Below are 20,803 nucleotides of genomic sequence, written 5' to 3'. Positions count from 1 at the left end.
AAACATGGCCAAGAAAGCACCGGAAATGGAAGAGTATAAATATGGCTTTCGTGACGAGCACAAGTCCATTTTCCAAACAGGTAAGGGTCTCACTCCGGAAATTGTAAAGGAAATCTCCAAAATTAAGGATGAGCCAGAATGGATGCTGGAGTTCCGTCTGAAAGCACTGAAACAGTTTGAAAAAATGCCAATGCCAAACTGGGGCGGAGATATGGATGAACTGGATTTCAACGATATCCAGTACTATGTAAGACCTTCCGAGAAACAAGGGAAGACATGGGAAGAAGTTCCGACGGAAATTAAAGAAACCTTTGATAAACTGGGTATTCCTGAGGCGGAGCAAAAGTTTTTGGCTGGTGTATCCGCACAGTATGAATCCGAGGTTGTCTACCACAGTATGCAAAAGGAACTGGAAGATCAGGGCGTTATTTTCATGGATACCGATACGGCGTTGCGTGAGCATCCTGAGATTCTGAAAGAGTATTTTGCAACAGTTGTACCTCCTGCGGACAATAAGTTTGCTGCACTGAACAGTGCGGTATGGTCAGGTGGTAGCTTCATCTATGTACCAAAAGGCGTGAAATGTGAAGTTCCATTGCAGGCTTACTTCCGTATCAACTCGGAAAACATGGGTCAATTTGAGCGTACGCTTATTATTGCGGACGAAGACAGCTTTGTGCATTATGTAGAAGGTTGCACGGCTCCAATTTACAGCACGAACTCGCTGCATAGTGCCGTGGTCGAAATTATTTGTAAGAAGAACGCACGCGTTCGTTATACAACGATCCAGAACTGGGCACCAAACATCTATAACCTGGTAACCAAACGTGCGGTTGCAGAAGAAAACGCAACGATGGAATGGGTCGATGGTAACATCGGTTCCAAGTTGACGATGAAGTATCCAGCCGTTGTATTGAAAGGCCGTGGAGCGAAAGGGATGGTCCTGTCCATCGCTGTTGCAGGCAAAGGCCAGCATCAGGATGCAGGTGCGAAAATGATCCACTTGGCACCAGACACCACCTCCACAATTGTATCCAAGTCGATCAGTAAGCACGGCGGTAAAGTAACGTATCGCGGATTAGCTTCATTCGGTCGTCAGGCTCAAGGTGCAAAATCGAATATCAAGTGTGATACGCTGATTTTGGATAATCAATCAACTTCAGATACTATTCCTTATAATGAAATTATGAATGACGACATCACGCTTGAGCACGAAGCAACGGTTTCCAAGGTATCGGAAGATCAGCTATTCTATCTGATGAGCCGTGGTTTGACTGAAGCAGAGGCAACGCAAATGATCGTTATGGGCTTTATTGAGCCGTTCACCAAAGAGCTGCCGATGGAATATGCGGTAGAAATGAACCGTTTGATCAAGTTCGAAATGGAAGGCAGTATTGGTTAAAACGCAGTAACCCTTGGTGTGACAAGGTTTTTGAGGTATTCTAAAGCTGTTAAATCGGAGTCGTGCCGATTTTGTGCCGACTCGGATTTCCTGCTAGTATAGAAGGCGAACTTTTTAAGTTCGTCTTCTTCTATTTTTTCCGTAATGTCTAAAAAGACTTCGGCAGTTTTCTGAAACCGCTTTTATAAGGGGAGATAGAATAAAAAAAATTATTGTTAGGACTGCGGATAATTGCCTAGCACTTAACTATGTTTGCTTAATAGGATATTGTAAAGCCACAAAACATAAGGAGGCAGGCAACGGATGCAGAAGAATAAAGCTGGAGTGAAGAAGAAAACCCTCTCTTCTAAACAGACACAGAGGCATGTACATGAATTTGAAGGTAGTACCAAACTGGCTGAAGAAGGCGCAGACCGACATAACCACCGCTTTGCAGGTGTTACTGGGCAAGCGATTCGAGTTGGAAGAAGTCATGTCCATGAAATTGATCTTTCAAAAACTGATTTCGTGAACCATTTTCATAATCTGAGAAGGATTAGAACAGGACCCGCTATTCCAGTCGGAAATGGCAAGCACGTACATTTTGTTACGGGCCAAACCACATTAAATGATGGTCATGTACACCAGTTCAATTTCGCAACATTGATTCAGGCACCTCTTATTTAATAAACAAATGTAGCAAATAATATAGTAGTAGAAACGCGTTTTTATTGTGTTTGATCGTTGTAAATTGTGACTAGGTTAATGTCCCTAACATAAAAAGAGGCTGTCCTTCGTAGAATAACCTACGAATCAAGGACAGTCTCTTTTTATTCGCGTAGCCTGGGCTTCGGCAAGACATTTCGTTCCACCGAAGTAACGCCGGGAGGCAGTAGCGGATCAGGATTCCAAATAAATTTCATCAATGGATACATGGCGTTCCCTAGATAAATCTACATATTCATCATCGTTAATTCTCACTAAGGGTCTGAAGTAATCAGCAGGATTGTTCAGAATAATCGTTCCTGTCTGCCCTGTAGTCAGCAGAACCTGCTTATTAATGAAATTAGGAAGCATATGTCTGATGAACACTTGGGTAGCTTCTGGGTTTAGATGTCCAAAACTCATGCTGTGCAGCTCGCGTAATACGGCGAGTAGCTCCTGCTTCGTCTGGTACACACGATTGGAAATCATCGCGCTATACACGTCTGCAATAGCTGTTATGCTGGCAAAAGGATGAATTTCTTCCTTGAACAGTCCATGGGGATATCCACTTCCATCTTCACGCTCGTGATGCTGCAAGGCGACAATTGCAGAAATCTCATCGCTGGTTGAATTGCGAATAATATCATAGCCATAGAGAGAATGTTTCTTCATTTCATGAAATTCTTCAGGTGTCAGTTTATCTGGTTTGTTCAAAATTTCATCCGGTATCATGGATTTGCCTATATCGTGTAAATATCCGGCTTTACCAGCAGCATAGGCTTCTTCTTCTGTATATCCAAGCCATGTGGCAATGTAATATGACAGTACACCTACTTGGAGAGAATGATTATAGGTATAGTGATCTCCCCGCTCCATAATTAACAGCAGAGATACGACATCTTTTTGACGAGCCAGCTCTGAAACGAGAGGGCCGAACAGTTCATCAACTCGATATTCATCAAATTTTCCAGTTGAGGAAGCTTCGAGAAACATGCTTTCAAAGCCACTGATCGTCTGCTCCATGAGGGGAACGGCGCGTTTGAGGGATTCAGGGGAAGCTGGAACATCGGGGGCAAAGTCAACCGGAATGCTCGCAGAACCGGCATCAATGTCGATATAATCGACACCATGCATAATGAGTTTGGAAATGTCGTCATGCTGAAGCTCGGTGCCCTGAATCATGACAGGTACACCGTGCCCATTGTATGTATCGGATTTGAGGCGATCTCCCGGCTTGGCATCGGTAACGTGAACTCTCATGTGCTAACCTCCTTATTGTCGTAAATTTGTCGAAAATATGAAACAACCCTAATATATCAAGAATTATATGGGATGACAACGACTAAATTACTATTATTCCAAGCTGTAAAATAGGTCCCAGGCACCCGTTTCCTATCAGATACCTACAGTAGATTACGTCAATGCTTTTCACTATGTTTATGATGTGAGCTTGTTCAGAGAGTACAGCGAAGCTTAAGGACTATGTCCACTCATATGTACCATATTGCTAAATAACATGGTATGCTTAAACATTAGAAGCTCCAAAGTCGATATATATAAAGTATAGAGGAGGGCGGTTATGGAGATGACGACTCGGCAAACGTTGACCATTTTGCATACCAATGATATCCATAGTCATTTTGGCAGTATGCCTTCGATAGCCGCGATGATCGATGAACGAAGAGCCGCATCACGGGATGCGCTGCTTGTGCTCGACATAGGAGACCACATGGACCGGATGGCCCCCGAAACGGAAGGAACGCTCGGTGGGGCAAATGTGGATGTGATTAATCTAACAGGATACGATGCAATTACGATCGGTAACAATGAGGGACTGACTTTTACCCCGGATATGATTGAACAGGCATATGCGGGGATTCATTGTCCGGTCGTATGCGGCAATATGACAGAGCGTGCTACGGGGATGAGCCCTTCGTGGATGAAGGAATCCCTTATCGTAGACAAAGCTGGAATCAAGGTCGGTTTACTCGGTGTGACGGCTCCTTTTGTAGAGTTTTATCAATTGCTGGGCTGGGATGTGCTCAATCCGTTTGAGGTGCTGGGGAAGCAGATCGCGGCACTGAGAAAGCAGGTTGATGTTTTGGTCGTGATGTCGCACCTGGGTCTACCTTCCGATCAAAAATTAGCGTCGCAGTTTCCTGAAATTGACGTTATCCTTGGAGGTCACACCCATCATGTGCTGGAGGAACCGCTTTGGATCGGAAAAACAGCTTTATGTGGGGCGGGGAAGTTCGGAACGCTGCTGGGTGAAGTGACACTAAGTCGTAACAATAGCCTCGAACCGTTTCGAGTCACGTCAGGCGGCGTAGTTCCTGTAGATCAGACACTACTGGACGAAAAAGTGGCATCGGCCATTGTGGTGCATCGCAGACAAGCAGAGCGCACCATGGAGAGCACCATTGCGGTGACGGATCGGAAACTGGAGATTGCATATGATCAGGAATCCCCTTTTGGGAATATGCTGGCACAAGCGGTGTCCCATTTTACAGGAACAGAAATTGCCCTCGTCAATGCGGGACAACTGCTCGGCCCATTACCTCAAGGGGATATCAGCAAAGGAATACTACATTCCTTATGCCCTTCGCCGATTAATGCCTGTGTTATGAAGTTGCGGGGAAGAGATATTCGGTTGGCGCTGGAGCAGTCCTTGCTGCCTGAATTTACAGACAAGCCCATGACGGGCTTTGGCTTCAGAGGCAAAGTGCTTGGCACGATGTGTGTGGAAGGCTTGGCCATTCAGTATGACTCGGGCCGTGCTCCTTATGAAAAAGTGACGGACATTCGTGTAGCGGGTCAACTATTGGAAGAGCATGAGGAATACACAGTGGGCACGTTGGATATGTTCACTTTCAAAGCAGGTTATGAAGTGCTTGCGAACGGAACAGATCTCCGATTTATGCTTCCAGAATTTTTACGGGATTTGATTGAAATGGAGTTGAAGCGTCCGGGCGCGATGGAAGAATGTTTTGCAGCTAGGTGGCTTCAGGTATCAAAACAATCGGGAGAGGATTAAGCTGCGACTGGTACCTGTTACATTATTGAGAGCCGGCATGAAGCTGGGCAAAAAAATATACAATGAAAACGGAATGGTGCTGCTCTCGGAAGGTGTTGAGCTTACTTCGCGATTGATTGAACGTCTAGGCCAAGTCGGTATTGGATATGTATACATTGAGGATGCTGTGACAGAAGATATCGTCATTCCTGAGATGATCCATGAACAGACAAGGGCCGCGGCGCTACAGGAAATCAAAAAGCAGTTTCAAGGGTTGTCATCCTACTCCGTAGATCATAAGCACAAATATTTTGGCAAGTCATTTTATAAGGTGATGGAATCCATTCTGGACGATATTGGAGGCCGTCAGGACACCATCATTATGTTGATGGATATCGGGGCCGCGGATCAGGATTTGTATCATCATTCTTTGAACGTATGTTTATATTCACTAGTACTTGGAATATCCAATGGCTACGATAATAACCAGCTCATGGAGCTGGGGATAGGTTCACTACTGCACGATATCGGTAAAATGAAAATTTCACCTCAAGTACTCTATAAGCCGGGTAAATTGACGGATGAGGAATATGAGCATATGAAAACACACACGGTGATCGGCTACAAGCTGCTCAAAGACGAGCCTGGAATTCCCTTGTTGTCGGCTCATTGTGCATTACAGCATCATGAGCGTATCGACGGCAGTGGATACCCACATGGTTGGAAAAAGGACCAGATCCACGAATATGCGAAATGGATCGGTCTGGCGGACTCGTACGACGCAATGACAGCAAGTCGGATATATAAACAGGCTTTGTTGCCTTATGAAGCGATGGAAGTGCTGTACGCCGGGGCAGGAACGTTATATGAGCAGCGAATGCTGGAAGCCTTTCGTGATTGTGTAGCTATTTACCCCCTGGGACTCTCTGTGGTGCTCAACACGGGGGAAGAGGGGGTCGTGGTGCGTATACATCCCAAAATCCCGCAAAGACCCGTCATTCGCATTGTAAGGGACCGGGATGGGCAGGAAGTGAAGGCACCTTATGATGTCGATTTGTCCGTATCCCTCTCGGTTATGATTACAAACACATTGGGCGCTACTGCCGCCCCTTTCGGAGGAGTACACGTAGATTAGCAGATGATGTGGAAGAAAGCATGCAGACACTTTACACATCATGATATGATAATTATACGTCTTTTGAGGTTAATAACAGAAATAAGGTGAAAACATAATGACAGTTCTACAAAATAACACGCTACCCCAAATATCGCCAACCTATGATCCGTGGGACCCGATTGTCTCACTGCGTACACATGGTCGTCATTTGCTAACGAGTGTGGAAATGACCGTAACGCATCTATGTAATATGCGCTGTGAGCATTGCGCTGTTGGCGACATGTTAGTTATGAAGGAGGCCCCTTTCCTGCCGTTAGACCTAATGCTGAAGCGTCTGGATGAAGTCGAGCATCTGGAGACCATCAGTATTACAGGCGGGGAACCTGCTTTACTCGATAAAACAGTGGATGAAGTGATCGTTCCACTGCTGAAATATGCCAAGGAGCGCGGTATTCGCTCACAAATCAACTCCAATCTGACGTTAGATATTCGCAGATATGAGAAGATGCTTCCTTATCTGGATGTGATGCATATTTCGTTTAACTATTTGAATGCGGACGATTTTTATGAAGTGGGTTTTGCAAATACCGGCCGGCCGACTCCACGTGCGGGTGCTGTTCGCCTGTATGAAAAAATGATGGAAAATGCCCGCAGATTGAGTGAAATGGGAATGTTCATTTCAGCTGAATCCATGATTAATTATCGGACACACACGAAGCTGGAGGGCATTCATCAGTTAATCAACGAAATGGGATGCCGACGGCATGAAGTTCATCCAATGTATGCGTCGAATTTTGCCTCTGCTTTGCCTGTGCTTTCACTCGACGATATGCGAAACTCTATCCATAAGCTGCTGGATGTACGTAATCAGGACATGTGGATGTTGTTTGGGACATTACCGTTCTTTGCTTGTTCGGATCGGGAAGAAGACCGCAAACTGCTTCGCCGCTTGCGTCAGGAACCGAATATTACGGTGCGTAATGATCCAGACGGAAGAAACCGTGTGAATGTGAATATGTTCACGGGTAGCGTGTATGTGACGGATTTTGCAGACATTCCGGCTTTCGGAAACATTCAGGAAGACAGTCTGGACGATATTTTTGGTGAATGGCTGAATGAGCATCCGCTGAATCAGACTGTGAACTGTCATTGTGATGCCGCTGCCTGTTGTGGACCGAACCTGCTCGTGGCGGATATGTACTACAAAGGAATAGACTTTAAATCAAGAAAAGCATTACAATTATGAGTATTTTTGCATGATTTTAATTAGCAGCTTCCAATCAATAAAATTTGGATTGAATTGCTTGCAAACCAAAAGATGCAAAATGCAAACTATAGAAATGGGGAGTTCGTATTGGATGGTCATACCGAGTTTCATTGGGGATTGCTAGCTGTGAATCTCCTCTTGGTACTGCTGCTTGTCTTTCTAAATGGTGTATTTGTGGCCGCAGAATTTTCGTTGGTCAAAATGCGCCAATCCCGATTGACGCAGCTCCAAAGCGAGGGTCATCGCCTGGCAGGCTATGCGCTGAAGGTGAACCAAAAGTTGGATGCTTATCTGTCCGCCACCCAATTGGGCATTACGCTGGCTTCATTGGGCTTGGGTTGGATTGGAGAGCCAGCAATATCCGGCTACCTGATAGAGCCACTCATGCACAAACTCGGTGTAACTGACGGTACACTGATTACAACGGTATCCGTTATCGTCGGATTTTGCGTAATTACCTTTTTGCATATCGTATTGGGGGAACTGGCGCCAAAGTCCTTAGCGATTCAGAAGACCGAAGGTGTGGCGTTGTTTTTATCGGCGCCTTTGCTGCTTTTTTATAAGGTCTTTCTGCCTGTGATCTGGGTATTGAATGCTGCGGCAAATTTACTGTTGCGTGCATTCGGCATTCAGCCGGCGAGTGAAGCCGAAGCGGCTCATTCGGAGGAAGAGATTCGTATATTGATGAATCAGAGCGCCAAAAGCGGTGTGATTGATAAGGACGAAATTAAGCTGATGGATAATATTTTTGATTTTTCTGACTTGCTTGCCCGCGAAATCATGCTGCCGCGTACAGATATGGATTGTTTGTACACGAATTTGTCGTTTAAGGAAAATCTCAAGATTATCAGCGAGACCAAGCATTCCCGCTACCCGGTAGCGGTTGAGGATAAAGACCAGATTATCGGTTTTGTCCATATTACGGATCTTCTGCTAGCTGAGCAGGGAGAGCAACTGGATCTGGCTTCGGTGGTACGTCCTATTTTGAATGTGCCGGAGTCCATGGAAGTGAGTCACGTGCTACGCCTTATGCAGAAAAAACATTCCCAAATGACTCTCGTGGTAGATGAGTACGGCGGAACGGCCGGGCTGCTGACAGCGGAGGAAATTTTGGAGGAAATCGTCGGGGATCTCTATGATGAATTTGAGGATGAACGCCCGAGCGTGGAAATGAAGGAGAACTTCATCTCTGTGGACGGTCGTATGCTCATTGAGGATGTCAATGATTTGACTGGAGTGAATATTGAAGACGACGAGGTGGATTCCATCGGGGGATGGCTGTTCAAGGAATTGGAAGGCATTCCGGTGAAAGGGAAGAAAATTGAGTTTTATAACCTTACCTTTGAGGTGGAGGAAGCAACAAGGCTTCGCATAATGAGAGTGAAGATTCACCGCAAGCCTGAGCCTGTGATTGAAGATGAGCTTTCTACCGATTGATTCCTGATCCACAGAGATAGGTAAGATCAGTTGAGGTATGTAAGTTATTATAGAGTGCTGAAGAAAGAGCCTTTAGATCCACGTACCGTGGGTTTAAAGGCTCTTTTTTGATTAGAAACAGTTCTATAGTTATTTTCTTTGAACAATTATTTTTATCTGTGATTTTTTGTTCGAGACTTGGGCGATGCGGCATATGTTGAATAGTAAAGCAGATGGATCAATCAAAGGAGGTCCCGGCCCGTGAAATTTCCACAGCAAGGTGAGTATGCCCCGTTTGTCGGCCCGTTCGATCCGTGTCCACCCGTCCTGTGCAAGACTTATGTGCTTCCGCCAAACTTATTTGTACAATTTCAGCCCCCTGGTCTACCGCAATTCAGTCCAGATGAGGCGCTGACGAAGGGGACACTATGGCCTCTACTTTACAGCCCTTATGAGCCTATGAGAAACCAGGGGGGAGGCGAATAGAATGGAGAATCCAAAACAGGGTCAGTCCCCAAACCCATTCCAACAGCAAATTCAGCATGAGAGTGGGTATCAACAGCCGAATCCATATCAAAGCCCTTATTCAAATCCGTATTCATACCAGAACCAGTATCAGAGCCAAGCTCAGGACTATAGTCAAGCCGGAAACCCAGCCCAAGGCTGCACGCCCCAAACCAAGCCGGGTGATGCCCAGTTTTATGCGCTGTTGGAGAAGCTTCAGGCGGTAGATTTTGTATTGGTGGAACTGAATTTGTATCTCAATACACACCCGGATGATTTACAGGCTATCGAACAGTTCAATAAGCTGACGCAGGAAAGAACGGCGATTGCTAACGAGTACCAGATCTTATATGGGCCTTTACAAAATTTTGGCCGTGCCTATTCCAAGTATCCTTGGGAATGGAACCAAACTCCTTGGCCGTGGCAGGTCTAGGTAGGTACAACCTTTTATAAAGGAGGAACATGAATGTGGGTATATGAGAAAAAACTGCAATATCCCGTACGTGTCAGCAAATGTGATCCTCATATGGCCAAACTGCTTATGGAGCAGTATGGTGGAGCGGATGGCGAGCTGGCGGCGGCTTTGCGGTATCTGAATCAGCGGTATACGATTCCGGATAAGGTTATCGGCGTACTTAATGATATAGGTACGGAAGAATTTGCGCACCTCGAAATGATTGCGACTATGATTTACAAGCTGACCAAGGATGCGAGTGTAGAGCAAATGAAGGCAGCCGGGCTGGGGGAATATTATGCGGCGCATGATCATGCGCTGTATTACCAGAGCGCAGGCGGAGTTCCTTTTACAGCGACCTATTTTCAAGCCAAGGGTGATCCAATTGCGGATTTGTATGAGGATATTGCGGCAGAAGAAAAGGCGAGAGCTACATATCAGTGGCTGATTGATTTAACAGATGATGTGGATTTGCAGGATAGTCTGAAGTTTCTGCGTGAACGCGAAATAATCCATTCGCTCCGTTTCCATGAGTCTGTGGAAATTTTGAAGGGGGAAAGAGATCGGAAGAAAGTGTTCTGAGAAAATGATACACAAGGTCTCTTGGTGAGCTTAAGCTTGCAGGAGACTTTTTTCTTTTGAAGTCATCTAAGCTATGAAATGGTCGTTCTCAAGGAGTAGCAATGGGCATTTTGTATATAAGAGGGGGCAAAAATAAAAGCCCCCAAAAATTGCAGGCTGTCAGCCCGGGTATCGTGCCGAGCACATATCGGCATGATGACTAAAAGGCCGCCTACATTAAACGACCTTCCCTGGCGCGTCTTTCTCATCCCTATTGCTTCAGTTGTGCAAAATATTGCTCGTTATATAACACGCTTGGATGGGTAGGATGGTGCAACTGAGCGATGCGATGATGCGATTTTGCCTTTTCGATGTCACCGATTCGGTCGTAACACAGGCATAATTGCAAGTGTGGAAACCAGGTATAGTACGAGGAATTGGTTAAGGCCATCACATCTTGTGGAGGCTCTATCAGCGTCGCCTGACGAAACCAGTAAATGGCTTGAGTATACTGCTCATCTTCAATGAACAAATTGCCAAAGGCACAGCAGAACTGTGCGCGTGGTACATCAAGGTTAAGTGTGCGAAGCAGAGCCATACGCTGCTCCTGTTTTTGACCCTGGTGAGCGTAGCAATCCGCTAGCTTAAAGCAAGCAGCAATCCGATCTTCAATCCATCCGAGATCTAGACCCAGATAGTGTTTGTACTGCTGGATGGCTTCTAGTATGCGTCCGTTATCATAAAGTTCATTAGCGAAGTAGTAGTGATCTCGTTCAGAAAATGCGGTGCCTTGCTCCCGATGTTTGAGATAGATATGCAAATTACGATCAGTGTAAGCACGTGTCTTTTTATGAGTCACCGCCATATTACTGTGAAAGGTACTGCCTGTCACATTCAGGAATTCGTGAACAAATCCGATCCATCTGAATTTACGATCACGTCGCACCATTCGGTTTCTTTTGAGCTTATGCAGCGGCTGCCCCTGTTCATCTACAGATAGCACATAATCCATCGTAATGCTGTCATACGAGACGGTGGCTTGTTTTTTCCAGTCGAGAAATGCCAGTCGGTCTTGCTCTTCTAAGATGTCGTCGGCATCCAGCCAAAATTGATATTCCTGTGTTGCCTGATCAAACGCATAATTGCGGGCTGCGGAAAAATCATCACACCATTCAAAAGGGTATATCCGAGCGTTGAACGATGCAGCTACCTCTTGGGTACTGTCGGTAGAGCCAGTATCAACGATAATGATTTCATCTACCAGGTCATGGACTGATTTCAGACAGGTATGAAGTGCTTCTTCTTCATTTTTGACAATCATACATAAGCTGACAGTTACCATGCTCTTTGTCCCTCCCAAAAAACTTGATATAATCTCCATTTTATGTAGGATAGCTTGCTCATTATGTAGTAATTCCGATGGAGCATTTAGAGGATGTGTAATGATCATAAATTCAAACTTGCTCTAATAAATTAGAAAATCAAAGTCTGATATGAAGGGGGAGGAGATTGTGCGAAATTCGATATTATCAAGTGCGACCGGGAAATAAATTTGATGGCTAAATGTAGTTGGAAAACAGGTGAAAAACAGAAAAAAGGCAGTTAACTGGATGTTAAGGTTGTATTTTTGTATTGATGTCGTTTTCATTGATATTTCCAGGTGTAAGTCCATTCCTACCACGCTCACTCCCATATCGCTTGGTCGCAATTATGGTATGCCTTAGGACATGGAGGGAGAACGGTTTATGAGGCTTCTACCTGATGGAGGCGTTGAATCATGCGTATACTAATCGGTAGCCCGGTGCACCAGAAACCGGAAACATTGTCTTTATTTCTTCAAGCTTTGGAGCGACTGGAGGCACCTGACGTGCTGCCCGATTATTTATTTGTCGATGATAATGACAATCCGACTTCAAGCCAATGGCTTGCCGATTTTTCCAATCGACTGCCAGGCAGGGTTTTGCCCTTGTTGACAGGCTCACAGCAAGTGGAGAACCGAAGTGATGAGCACACTCATTATTGGCCGCCTGCCCTCGTCTGGAAAGTGGCTGATTTTAAAAATCGTCTTATTGATTATGCACTTCAGCATAATTATGACGCGCTGTTTTTGGTCGATTCAGACCTGATTCTCCATTCCCGTACCTTATGTAAACTGGTAGAGGCGGAGAAGGATATTGTATCTGAGATTTTCTGGACACGCTGGCAGCCGGAGGGGCCTCTATTGCCTCAGGTGTGGGTTAGTGATGAATATAATTTGTTCCATCGTGAAGAAGGCGAAGTGTTGTCGGCAGAGGAGCGAGCGCAACGCGAGTTGCATTTCATACACCAATTGCATGTTCCTGGTTTGTACGAGGTGGGTGGTCTAGGCGCTTGCACCCTAATCCGCAGACGTGCACTGGAAGCAGGGATTCACTTTGGTAAAATCAAAAACGTTTCCTATTGGGGAGAAGATCGACATTTCTGTATTAGGGCAGCTGCATTTGGATTTCCACTTTTTGTGGATACACACTATCCGGCGATGCATCTGTACCGGGAAGCGGACAGAATAAAGGCAGAGCAGCTACTATTCACCCTAAAGTATTTTACAACGAGTGGTGTTCATACGGACCATTCAGAACATTTAGCATATCTGGATCACTCCGATACTTCTACTAACTCTCCTGCCTTCAATCGTTCTGCATCATCAAGTCCCTCTAAGTTCTCTGAACCTCCTGTTATACCTTATGATCTCCGTGAGTCAGCTGTCTTTGCCAAGTACACTGCAGATTCTTTTGCTGTACCACAAACATTCTCTGGTCCACGACAAAGTGAACTTCATACGCCGCCTGTCTCCAAACCCAAATTGACGCTGACCATGACGGTATACAATGAGGCAGATCGCAAGCTCATTGACGTGCTGCGGAGTCATCGGGAATATATTGATGAAGCGGTCATTATTGATGATGGCAGTCAGGATGATAGCGGAGAGTTGTGCCGCGAGATCCTGAAGGGAATCCCATTGCGTTTAATACGCAATGAAACAGCTTCTTTTACCAATGAATTAGAGCTGCGAAAACAGCAGTGGAGAGAGACGTTGGCATCCTCTCCCGAATGGATATTAAACATGGACGCTGACGAAATGTTCGAATCCCGTTTTGCTCAAGGGGTACATTCGTTGTTAGCAGGAACGAAAGCGGATACGATTTGTTTCAGGTTGTTTGATATGTGGACTTCCACGCATTATCGCGATGATGATTATTGGCAGGCTCATCAGTATTACCGTCCTTTTTTAATTCGATATAAGGAAGGGTTTTCTTATAAATGGAAGGAGCAGTCCTTGCACTGTGGGAGATTTCCCGAAAATGTGCTTGACCTACCCAGTGAAATCAGCAACTACCGTATCCAGCATTGGGGATGGTGTACACCTGCTATTCGCATGGCCAAATTTCAGCGATACCAGTTGCTTGATCCAAGTGCTCGTTATGGCTGGAAAGAGCAATATGAATCTATTTTGGACCCGAACCCCCGACTCACGCTTTGGGTAGATCAGGACAACATAAATGCAGAAAAAGAAACTGCACCAGAGTATGAAGCTGCCGATGATGTGAACGCCATGGATGTTGCAGAGATTGCGAGTGTCCAGGTTATTAATAATTCCGACCTACAAATAAAAATTGAAACAAAGGACTTACTTTATAGTAAATGCAAACTGTGTGGCTCATCCGACACGGCAGTATTTCATAGCTATGAACGCTTTACCTTGATGGGATGCGGCTCCTGCGGATTGGTTTTTCGTAATGATGTGGATCATATACAGCCAGAGGATATGATTGCAAAAATTTATAATGCCGAATGGGTTGCTATGCGGGATAGTGCAGCAACTTCAACTTATGGAGATCATGCCCTTTTTGGACTTATGCTGCTGGATATGTTCAGTACCAGTAAAGGAAAATTGCTTGAGATTGGATCAGGTACCGGAGAATTTATTCATGCTGCCCTTCAAGCCGGCTGGGATGCAGTGGGCATTGAACCTTCCATAGACTCGCGTGCTTACGCCAAATACAAATATGACGTGGATTTATTGCCGGGTTACTGGGGCGATGAAGCCGAAGAAGATACTCAAACCGAAGAAGCACATGAAATACAGGAATTGAATGAAGAACAAGAAGCAGAAGAAGATACTGACTTATCACTGGATCACAAATACGAGGCCGTAGCATGCTGGCATGTGCTGGAGCATATTGCGGACCCTGTTACATTTTTGACAGATTTACGCGAACAGCTTCAACCTGACGGAACGTTATATATTACGGTGCCCAACAAAAACTCGTTCACCAATGAGGCTTATGGTGTTTATTCGCCTTTATTTACGGAGGAAGATCATTTGTATCATTATTCTGAGCACACGCTTGCGCTCTTACTAGCAAAGTCTGGCTTCCGCCCAGTGGCTATGTTCACCCGCCAACTTCCCTCTGGTTTGGATGCCCTGCTGCAAGCCCATCCTTTGTACGGTGAGCTTGCCTTTACGGAGCAAATGGGATTGTTAGCCAAACTTCAAGGCGAGAAACGGGGTCATGAACTGTGCTGTGTCGCAAGAGTAATTTAATCATCCCTAAAAGGAGGCAGCATCCATGAACATGTCTGACCCGTATCTGTCTCGCTTTTTTGTATATTCTGATCCCAACTCCTCCAGCATGATTTACAGACTCCCCCAAAGCTGGTGGAGTCGCCCCTATGAGTATGAGTGGTGTCTTCAATTTATGTCTGGGCAAGATACAGTGCTGGACGCAGCATGTGGAATCCCACATCCATTCAAATTTGAGTTGGCCCGCCGTTGCGCTCAGGTCTATGCCTGCGATCTGGATATTCGGATCATTTCCGTGGATGCCATTTTGGCCGAGGTGCGGCGGGATATCGGAGAGGAGGCTGCCGAGCGCATTCAGGAGATTTTGCCAGTTCGGCTCCACTCCGCACATGCCAATCTGACGGCTCTGCCCTATGAGGATGCCAGTTTTGACAAAATTGTATGTATTTCGGTGCTGGAGCATTTAACACCTGATGAATCTTTGGCAGCCTTACGTGAATTTCACCGGACCTTACGCGATGACGGAATGCTTCTGCTGACGTTTGATTACCCTACAGTGGACCTGTCAGCGATGGAGCAATGGATAGAGCAGGTGGGATTTTCGTATTGGAATGGTGTGGATCTCAAGCTTCCACGGGGTGCTTTACACACGGATATGTGGGGTGGTTTGCATTGTTTCAGGACTGTTTTAAAAAAATATAAGAGTTAGCGGTATGCGCAATGAGGTTTACACGGACCTCTCTTATTGCTTATCATGAGAGGGGTTAGAGTTGTAAACCTACATAGGAAAGGAATGACTGATAACTACATGAACAATGCACCTGTGTTGAAGAAACCTGAGGCTATGGTATTTGATATGGACGGTACACTTTTTCAGACGGAGACGCTATTGCTTCCTGCGTACCACAAGCTGTTTGATACGCTGCGCGCCGAAGGGCTTTATGAAGGAGAGACTCCTCCCGAGGAGCTTATTTTGAATAGTTTGGGCATGCTGCTGGATGAAATCTGGAGAAGAGTGATGCCGGAAGCCAGCGAAGCGGCCCATAGAAGAGCGGACGAGCTGCTGCTTCAGCTGGAACTGGAAGGATTGAAGAACGGAAGTCATGCCCTGTATCCACATGTAAAAGAAACACTCCAGACCCTTCATGAGCAAGGTGTTCGATTGTTCGTAGCCAGTAACGGGCTGGAGGACTATGTAAAGGGGATCGCTGCTGCGTATGAAATGGTTCCCATTTTTGAAGGACTGTACAGTGCTGGGGAGTACAGCACGCTTTCCAAAGTGAATTTGCTGGAAATTCTGTTGAGCAAGCACGATATTTCGAACGTATGGATGGTAGGAGATCGTTCCTCAGATGTGGAAGCAGGCAAAAAGAACGGACAGACGGTGATCGGTTGCGCTTATGCTGGATTTGGTGTGAACGATGAGTTGAAGGGGTCCGATGCGATTATTACAGACTTTACGCAACTGCTTACACTTTATAAAAACGCCGAGTAACTGTGAAACACAGGTAATTGGTTATAAATAGGCTCGACGCACCATATAATTAAAACATGCTGGTACTGTCGGGCAGACGAAAAAAGAAAGGAAGGCAGCCACTTTACGTGGAGCCTTCCTTTGTCTTATTCTCTGTCTTATTCTCTGTCTTATTCTCTGTCTTATTCTCTGTCTTATTCTCTGTCTTATTTTCTGCTTTATCTTCTGCTTTGTAGTCCGTCTGAGGCTTAGGATTAATTTGTGTGTGGTAGACCCACAAAGCATATTCCATGGGCTTGGCGATGGAACGGCGATAGGTTTCTTTTTCACCAATACGTGAAAAGACCTCACGGGCTGGCTTCGGGTTGACTTCCAGCACGTATATATGACCGTCCTTATTAATTGCCAAATCGAGCGCAAGCTCGCACAATGCCCCGTAGCTTTCTTCCAGATATGCAGCGATGTCCAGTCCGAGTTTTTCCCCTTGCTTGATGATTTTCTCTCTATGGCTTTCATCACGAATCCATTGCGTCAGCAATTGGCTCATCGGTACCGCCTTGCCTCCACCATGCAGGTTGGAAGTGACACTCCGATGTGCCCCGATTCGCCCGGCGCATCCGGTTAGCTCCCATACTCCTTGGCTATTTTTCTGTACCAGCATACGGTAATCATGGACTCTGCCATTCGGCAACTGCACAGGAATGCCTTCCTGAACAATGTAGTTATCCATGTTCCAGCTGCTCAGACGCGGCTCCAGACGGTCTAGACGTACCCGCTGCTGGGGAATAATATGGCGTTTGCGATTGCGGCCCTCAATCAGATACAGGCCTCCTTGCTTGTTAACAGGTTCAATACGTAAAATGCCGCGGCCTCCCGTACCGTTAATCGGCTTGAGGTACACTAGTGAATTCTGTTTAAGCATCCGTTTTACACTATGAAATCCACTGAACAGCTCTGTTGCAGGCAAATGGGCGCGAAAGGCAGACCTCCTCGCAAGCTGCTGATGAATGACCCACTTGTTACTCAGCGGTCGGTTTAAATATACAAGGTCTGTGTATTGCAATCGGAACTGCTTCAACTGACGATATCGCTCACTGCGCTGTACCCGGCAACGGTCGAAAATCATATCTGGAAACTCTCGCCATTTTAGGGTCCATTTTCCGCTGTGTGGATCATAGATTTGGGCAAGGAGCAGCCTGCGATCCTTGTGGACATCTGCAGGAGTGAATACATATATATCCAGTCCCAGCCTTTTCCCTTCTGCAATCATGCGCTCATATATGTCGCGCTCCTCCAATTGCTTCTTGTTGTTCAAATACAAGGTCATGATGCCTAGGACAGGTTTTGGCACAGCATTCCACCTTCCTCTGCCGTCTGCTTATCTTGGGATAACTCCCCGTGAAATATCAGCGTGGGTTTCCCGGTCGGTCCAGTCGTCATTTCGTGCGCAACAAGTCCAGCGCGGAAACAGGTTTTGAGACTGGACATATTGTCGGCGGCTACGCTGCACGTCAGACGGCGCAGCTGTTTGAGCTGGGCGGACAGCAGTCTAGCGCCCAGTCTGCGGCCCCGGTAAAGCGGACGAACAATTACGATGCAAGCATCCTTCCCGTAATTCAGAGCGAGGGAAAATCCCGCAATCCGCAGCCCCTTCTCCGTGCGCACATATGCGCACAGGAGGGAGGAGCCAGGGGTGTTCAATAGCTCGGGCGTTAAAACTGCCAACTGCCGCAGAGCATTACGAGTAATGCGCATGCCCCCTGAACTGCGGGCCAAAAACAGCAACTGTCGTCGTCTCAGTAGCCAGCTCCGGGCAGGCAAATGTTGAACATCGCTAATTTGCGGCATGATTCCACTTCCTTGATCATGATTTCAATCGTCCGGCCAAAAAGGAGCTGTACTGGAATATGCGTCTAAGCGACTTTTGGCGGATTTCCGGCTCGTCAAATTTCATCGGTTTGGCATTGGCCTCAAAAAACCAGAGTGTTCCGAGCGTATCCACGCCCAAATCCATGGACATTTCGCCGTGAGAAAGACCGGATGCGCGTTCAATTTGACGTGCAATCTGTATGGCCGTACTTTTAACTTTGTTCAGTAGATCCGTGCTGTCCTCAGGCCCAAACAGCGAGGATAGTAGCTTGAACGGGTCCTCTACACTCCCGCCACGCGGGACATGTGTGGTGATGCTCCCTTTACCCGCCAGTCTGGCACCGACCCCGGTTATACTCCAGGAGCCACGGATATTTTTTTGTACCAGGATACGCAGGTCGAAGGGTTTTTTCTGATAGGTTGCCAGATCGATACCCTGTTGAATGATATAAGGCGAGTTGCCTGCTTCCCGGCGGATACGTCCCCACAGCCGGGATAGCGATACAGATTTGTAGGTTACACTTTTTTTGTCATGCTGAATGGTCAGTCTGTAAGCCATGAGATGGTCTGGGTGGAATTTAAGAATCATAATCCCTTTTCCGGCCTTACCGTTTTCCGGCTTGAGATACAGGTATGGATACGCAGACAGCATTTTTCCTAATGAAGACAGGTTGCTTAACCGTTTGGTTGCCGGAACAAGCTGACGAGTGGTTTCCGAGGTACGCAACCACTTGAACAGTTCCCATTTGTTAAAAAAGCCTGGATTGTACAGTTCAATGCCTGAGGCATGTGAAATTTCATCCAACTTTGTGCGCACAGAGGTTTTAAGTTCATAATTACGGTTTGGGATGCGATTATAAATGACCTGTGGAGGTGGGAAATTCTGTTCCTCCCACGTCTGTAAGCTCTTGTTGAAGACATAGCCCTTAACCGTCTCATCTGCCAGTTTCAGGTCCCTGACGGTAACAATGTACACCTGATATCCCATCCGTGTTCCCGTTTCAAGAATATCCCTGAAATTGCGCTGATTACCCTTGAAAAATTGCCCTTCGTCGTGCACTGTCAATACAGCAACGACTGGCTTATGCTCCGCCCGGGTATTCATAGTTCCTCTTTTCTGCGGAATTTACTGAGGTAAAGACAGTGGTCCAAAATATGCTCCACGGATGCTTTACCCTCCGCACGCAACGATGGATGCTGAAAAATGGATCGGCCTGGCTTGGAGTTGGCTTCAAACATCCATACCTTTTCATCCTGATCAATGCCCAGATCAAAGCCGATTTCACCCAGTAGATGCTGGTGGTGGTGTTCAATGGCTTCAGCGAGCGTAACTGCTACGTTCTTGGCACGTTGAAGCACTTCACCCGCCCGGTCTCCGAATACCCGGTTCAACGCCTGTTCAGGTGTCATAAGGGAGCCGCCATTTTTGATATGGGTTGTGACACTGCCACGTCCGGATTTTTTAGCTCCAATGCCGACAACGACCCACTGGTTATTTCCATTTTTATGCATGTGAAACCGGAAATCAATCGGGCAATTGTCAATCTCGATCAGCTGGATGCCCTGTTGAATGACATAACCCTTTAGCATCTGTCCCTGATTGGAGTGAAGCATCCTGAGCATGGAGTTAAAAGAGGTGAATTTTAGCAATACATTGCTATTTTTCTTACGGTACCTCACATAATATCCTTGCTTGGGAACATGGGACAGACGGTAGATTCCTTTACCGAGACTGCCTCCACTTGGCTTGTAATAAGCAAATTGATGTCGCTCCAGCATACTTCGGATACGTTCAGAGCTGGGATTCGTGTATGATTCAGGGACATAGCGGTTAACATCTGGGTTATTCTCCAGCAGATTATAGATATCGGACTTATTGAAAAAGCTCCAGTTAAAGAAGGGAATTCGTTTGCGGGAAAAGCGTTCGCGTAGTTGATTGATCGCCGGGGAAAAATCAGAGCGACGGCTCGGCAAACGATTATAGATCACGTCTGGCAAAGGTACAAGTTTACGTGTGAATTCCCCGCTGGATGACAGAAAATAGCCGTTAATCGTATCATTTTGCCAGTTGATATCCCGAGGGGTGAAGGCAAAAATATACGATTTTTTGCTACCTTCCTTCAGCAGTTGCTTAATAAAGCCTGTGCGTGATCCGAAAGGGCGAGTGGTGGAGGTGGTACCGTCAGACAGCACGCCAATCAACGGCCCTAGCTGTATATCACCATCCAGATTTCGCAAATAGATGGACCCGCTTTTGGGAACACGGATTGCGTTACGTAAGCCGGAGGTCAAGTATAGATGGCGTCCCGCCTTCTGAATTGGTTTTACTGTAGCGGGGATCTGATCCTTACCGAGCCGCAGACGAACGGACTTGGCTCCGGATAATTTAAGGCTTTTCAACAAGGCAGTGGATATATACGCCACCTTGTCGGGCTGCTGTGAGAAATGCACATTGCAATGCGTTAAACTCATCTGTTT

At 46.3% G+C, this 20,803-nt stretch carries 18 protein-coding genes; 12 read left to right on the top strand and 6 right to left on the bottom strand.

The genetic code is table 11. The features are described 5' to 3' along the window. The first annotated feature begins 4 nt into the window (after positions 1 to 4). Together sufB and MHB54_RS04720 are read left to right on the top strand one after the other, a co-directional pair. Positions 5 to 1,402 carry a Fe-S cluster assembly protein SufB gene (sufB, locus tag MHB54_RS04725; protein WP_013309556.1) on the top strand — a complete coding sequence of 466 codons (1,398 nt, stop codon included), beginning with the start codon at positions 5 to 7 and terminating at the stop codon, positions 1,400 to 1,402. Positions 1,403 to 1,705: 303 nt separating this feature from the next. Next, complete coding sequence (locus tag MHB54_RS04720) at positions 1,706 to 2,068, top strand: YmaF family protein (protein ID WP_023987886.1); 363 nt, start codon at positions 1,706 to 1,708, stop codon at positions 2,066 to 2,068. Positions 2,069 to 2,281: 213 nt separating this feature from the next. Here the strand turns inward: MHB54_RS04720 and MHB54_RS04715 are convergent, their stop codons facing one another. After that, positions 2,282 to 3,346: an HD-GYP domain-containing protein gene (locus MHB54_RS04715; RefSeq protein WP_023987887.1), complete on the bottom strand. Its 1,065-nt coding sequence runs from the start codon at positions 3,344 to 3,346 to the stop codon at positions 2,282 to 2,284. Between the two features lie 319 nt (positions 3,347 to 3,665). On the opposite strand from MHB54_RS04715, the gene MHB54_RS04710 reads away from it, so the two are divergent. From MHB54_RS04710 to MHB54_RS04680, 7 genes are all read left to right on the top strand, one after another. Beyond that, a complete protein-coding gene (locus tag MHB54_RS04710) occupies positions 3,666 to 5,120 on the top strand; it encodes a bifunctional metallophosphatase/5'-nucleotidase (RefSeq protein ID WP_068940177.1) in 1,455 nt (484 codons plus the stop codon). After that, complete coding sequence (locus MHB54_RS04705; RefSeq protein ID WP_025722542.1) at positions 5,074 to 6,234, top strand: HD-GYP domain-containing protein; 1,161 nt, start codon at positions 5,074 to 5,076, stop codon at positions 6,232 to 6,234. The genes MHB54_RS04710 and MHB54_RS04705 overlap by 47 nt, the downstream gene beginning before the upstream one ends. Before the next feature lie 97 nt (positions 6,235 to 6,331). After that, positions 6,332 to 7,462, top strand: a complete 1,131-nt coding sequence (gene yfkAB / locus MHB54_RS04700) for a radical SAM/CxCxxxxC motif protein YfkAB (protein WP_023987890.1) — start codon at positions 6,332 to 6,334, stop codon at positions 7,460 to 7,462. A gap of 108 nt (positions 7,463 to 7,570) precedes the next feature. Beyond that, on the top strand, positions 7,571 to 8,920 hold the full coding sequence (locus tag MHB54_RS04695; protein ID WP_023987891.1) for a hemolysin family protein: 1,350 nt from the start codon (positions 7,571 to 7,573) through the stop codon (positions 8,918 to 8,920). Positions 8,921 to 9,160: 240 nt separating this feature from the next. After that, positions 9,161 to 9,385 carry a spore coat associated protein CotJA gene (locus MHB54_RS04690; protein ID WP_025722540.1) on the top strand — a complete coding sequence of 75 codons (225 nt, stop codon included), beginning with the start codon at positions 9,161 to 9,163 and terminating at the stop codon, positions 9,383 to 9,385. Position 9,386: 1 nt separating this feature from the next. Further along, positions 9,387 to 9,836, top strand: coding sequence for a spore coat protein CotJB (locus MHB54_RS04685; protein ID WP_023987893.1), 450 nt, complete (start codon positions 9,387 to 9,389; stop codon positions 9,834 to 9,836). A gap of 33 nt (positions 9,837 to 9,869) precedes the next feature. After that, a complete protein-coding gene (locus tag MHB54_RS04680; RefSeq protein ID WP_013309567.1) occupies positions 9,870 to 10,439 on the top strand; it encodes a manganese catalase family protein in 570 nt (189 codons plus the stop codon). Positions 10,440 to 10,689: 250 nt separating this feature from the next. Here the strand turns inward: MHB54_RS04680 and MHB54_RS04675 are convergent, their stop codons facing one another. Beyond that, entirely contained in the window at positions 10,690 to 11,760 is a 1,071-nt protein-coding gene (locus MHB54_RS04675; protein WP_023987894.1) for a glycosyltransferase family 2 protein, read from the bottom strand. Between the two features lie 435 nt (positions 11,761 to 12,195). Here MHB54_RS04675 and MHB54_RS04670 point away from each other — a divergent pair, with 435 nt between their 5' ends. From MHB54_RS04670 to MHB54_RS04660, 3 genes are all read left to right on the top strand, one after another. After that, complete coding sequence (locus MHB54_RS04670; protein ID WP_068940179.1) at positions 12,196 to 15,003, top strand: bifunctional glycosyltransferase/class I SAM-dependent methyltransferase; 2,808 nt, start codon at positions 12,196 to 12,198, stop codon at positions 15,001 to 15,003. A gap of 25 nt (positions 15,004 to 15,028) precedes the next feature. Next, positions 15,029 to 15,691, top strand: a complete 663-nt coding sequence (locus MHB54_RS04665; protein ID WP_068940180.1) for a class I SAM-dependent methyltransferase — start codon at positions 15,029 to 15,031, stop codon at positions 15,689 to 15,691. An 84-nt stretch (positions 15,692 to 15,775) separates the two neighbouring features. After that, complete coding sequence (locus MHB54_RS04660) at positions 15,776 to 16,477, top strand: HAD family hydrolase (RefSeq protein ID WP_013309571.1); 702 nt, start codon at positions 15,776 to 15,778, stop codon at positions 16,475 to 16,477. Positions 16,478 to 16,580: 103 nt separating this feature from the next. Here MHB54_RS04660 and MHB54_RS04655 read toward each other — a convergent pair whose 3' ends face one another. Genes MHB54_RS04655 through MHB54_RS04640 form a run of 4 tightly spaced genes read right to left on the bottom strand, consistent with a single transcriptional unit; the run spans position 16,581 to position 20,797 of the window. After that, positions 16,581 to 17,807, bottom strand: a complete 1,227-nt coding sequence (locus MHB54_RS04655; RefSeq protein WP_340981438.1) for a YheC/YheD family endospore coat-associated protein — start codon at positions 17,805 to 17,807, stop codon at positions 16,581 to 16,583. Further along, entirely contained in the window at positions 17,789 to 18,304 is a 516-nt protein-coding gene (locus MHB54_RS04650) for a GNAT family N-acetyltransferase (RefSeq protein WP_023987899.1), read from the bottom strand. Before MHB54_RS04650 ends, MHB54_RS04655 begins: the two co-directional genes overlap by 19 nt. Before the next feature lie 16 nt (positions 18,305 to 18,320). Then, positions 18,321 to 19,430, bottom strand: a complete 1,110-nt coding sequence (locus MHB54_RS04645; protein WP_053325093.1) for a YheC/YheD family endospore coat-associated protein — start codon at positions 19,428 to 19,430, stop codon at positions 18,321 to 18,323. Beyond that, complete coding sequence (locus MHB54_RS04640) at positions 19,427 to 20,797, bottom strand: YheC/YheD family endospore coat-associated protein (protein WP_013309575.1); 1,371 nt, start codon at positions 20,795 to 20,797, stop codon at positions 19,427 to 19,429. Before MHB54_RS04640 ends, MHB54_RS04645 begins: the two co-directional genes overlap by 4 nt. Between the last annotated feature and the right edge of the window lie 6 nt (positions 20,798 to 20,803).

The sequence above is a fragment of the Paenibacillus sp. FSL M7-0802 genome (genome assembly GCF_038004945.1).
Taxonomy (GTDB): Bacteria; Bacillota; Bacilli; order Paenibacillales; family Paenibacillaceae; genus Paenibacillus; species Paenibacillus polymyxa_B.
The sequence above is the reverse complement of the archived record's forward strand: the minus strand, read 5'-3'. Positions and strand labels throughout refer to the sequence as shown.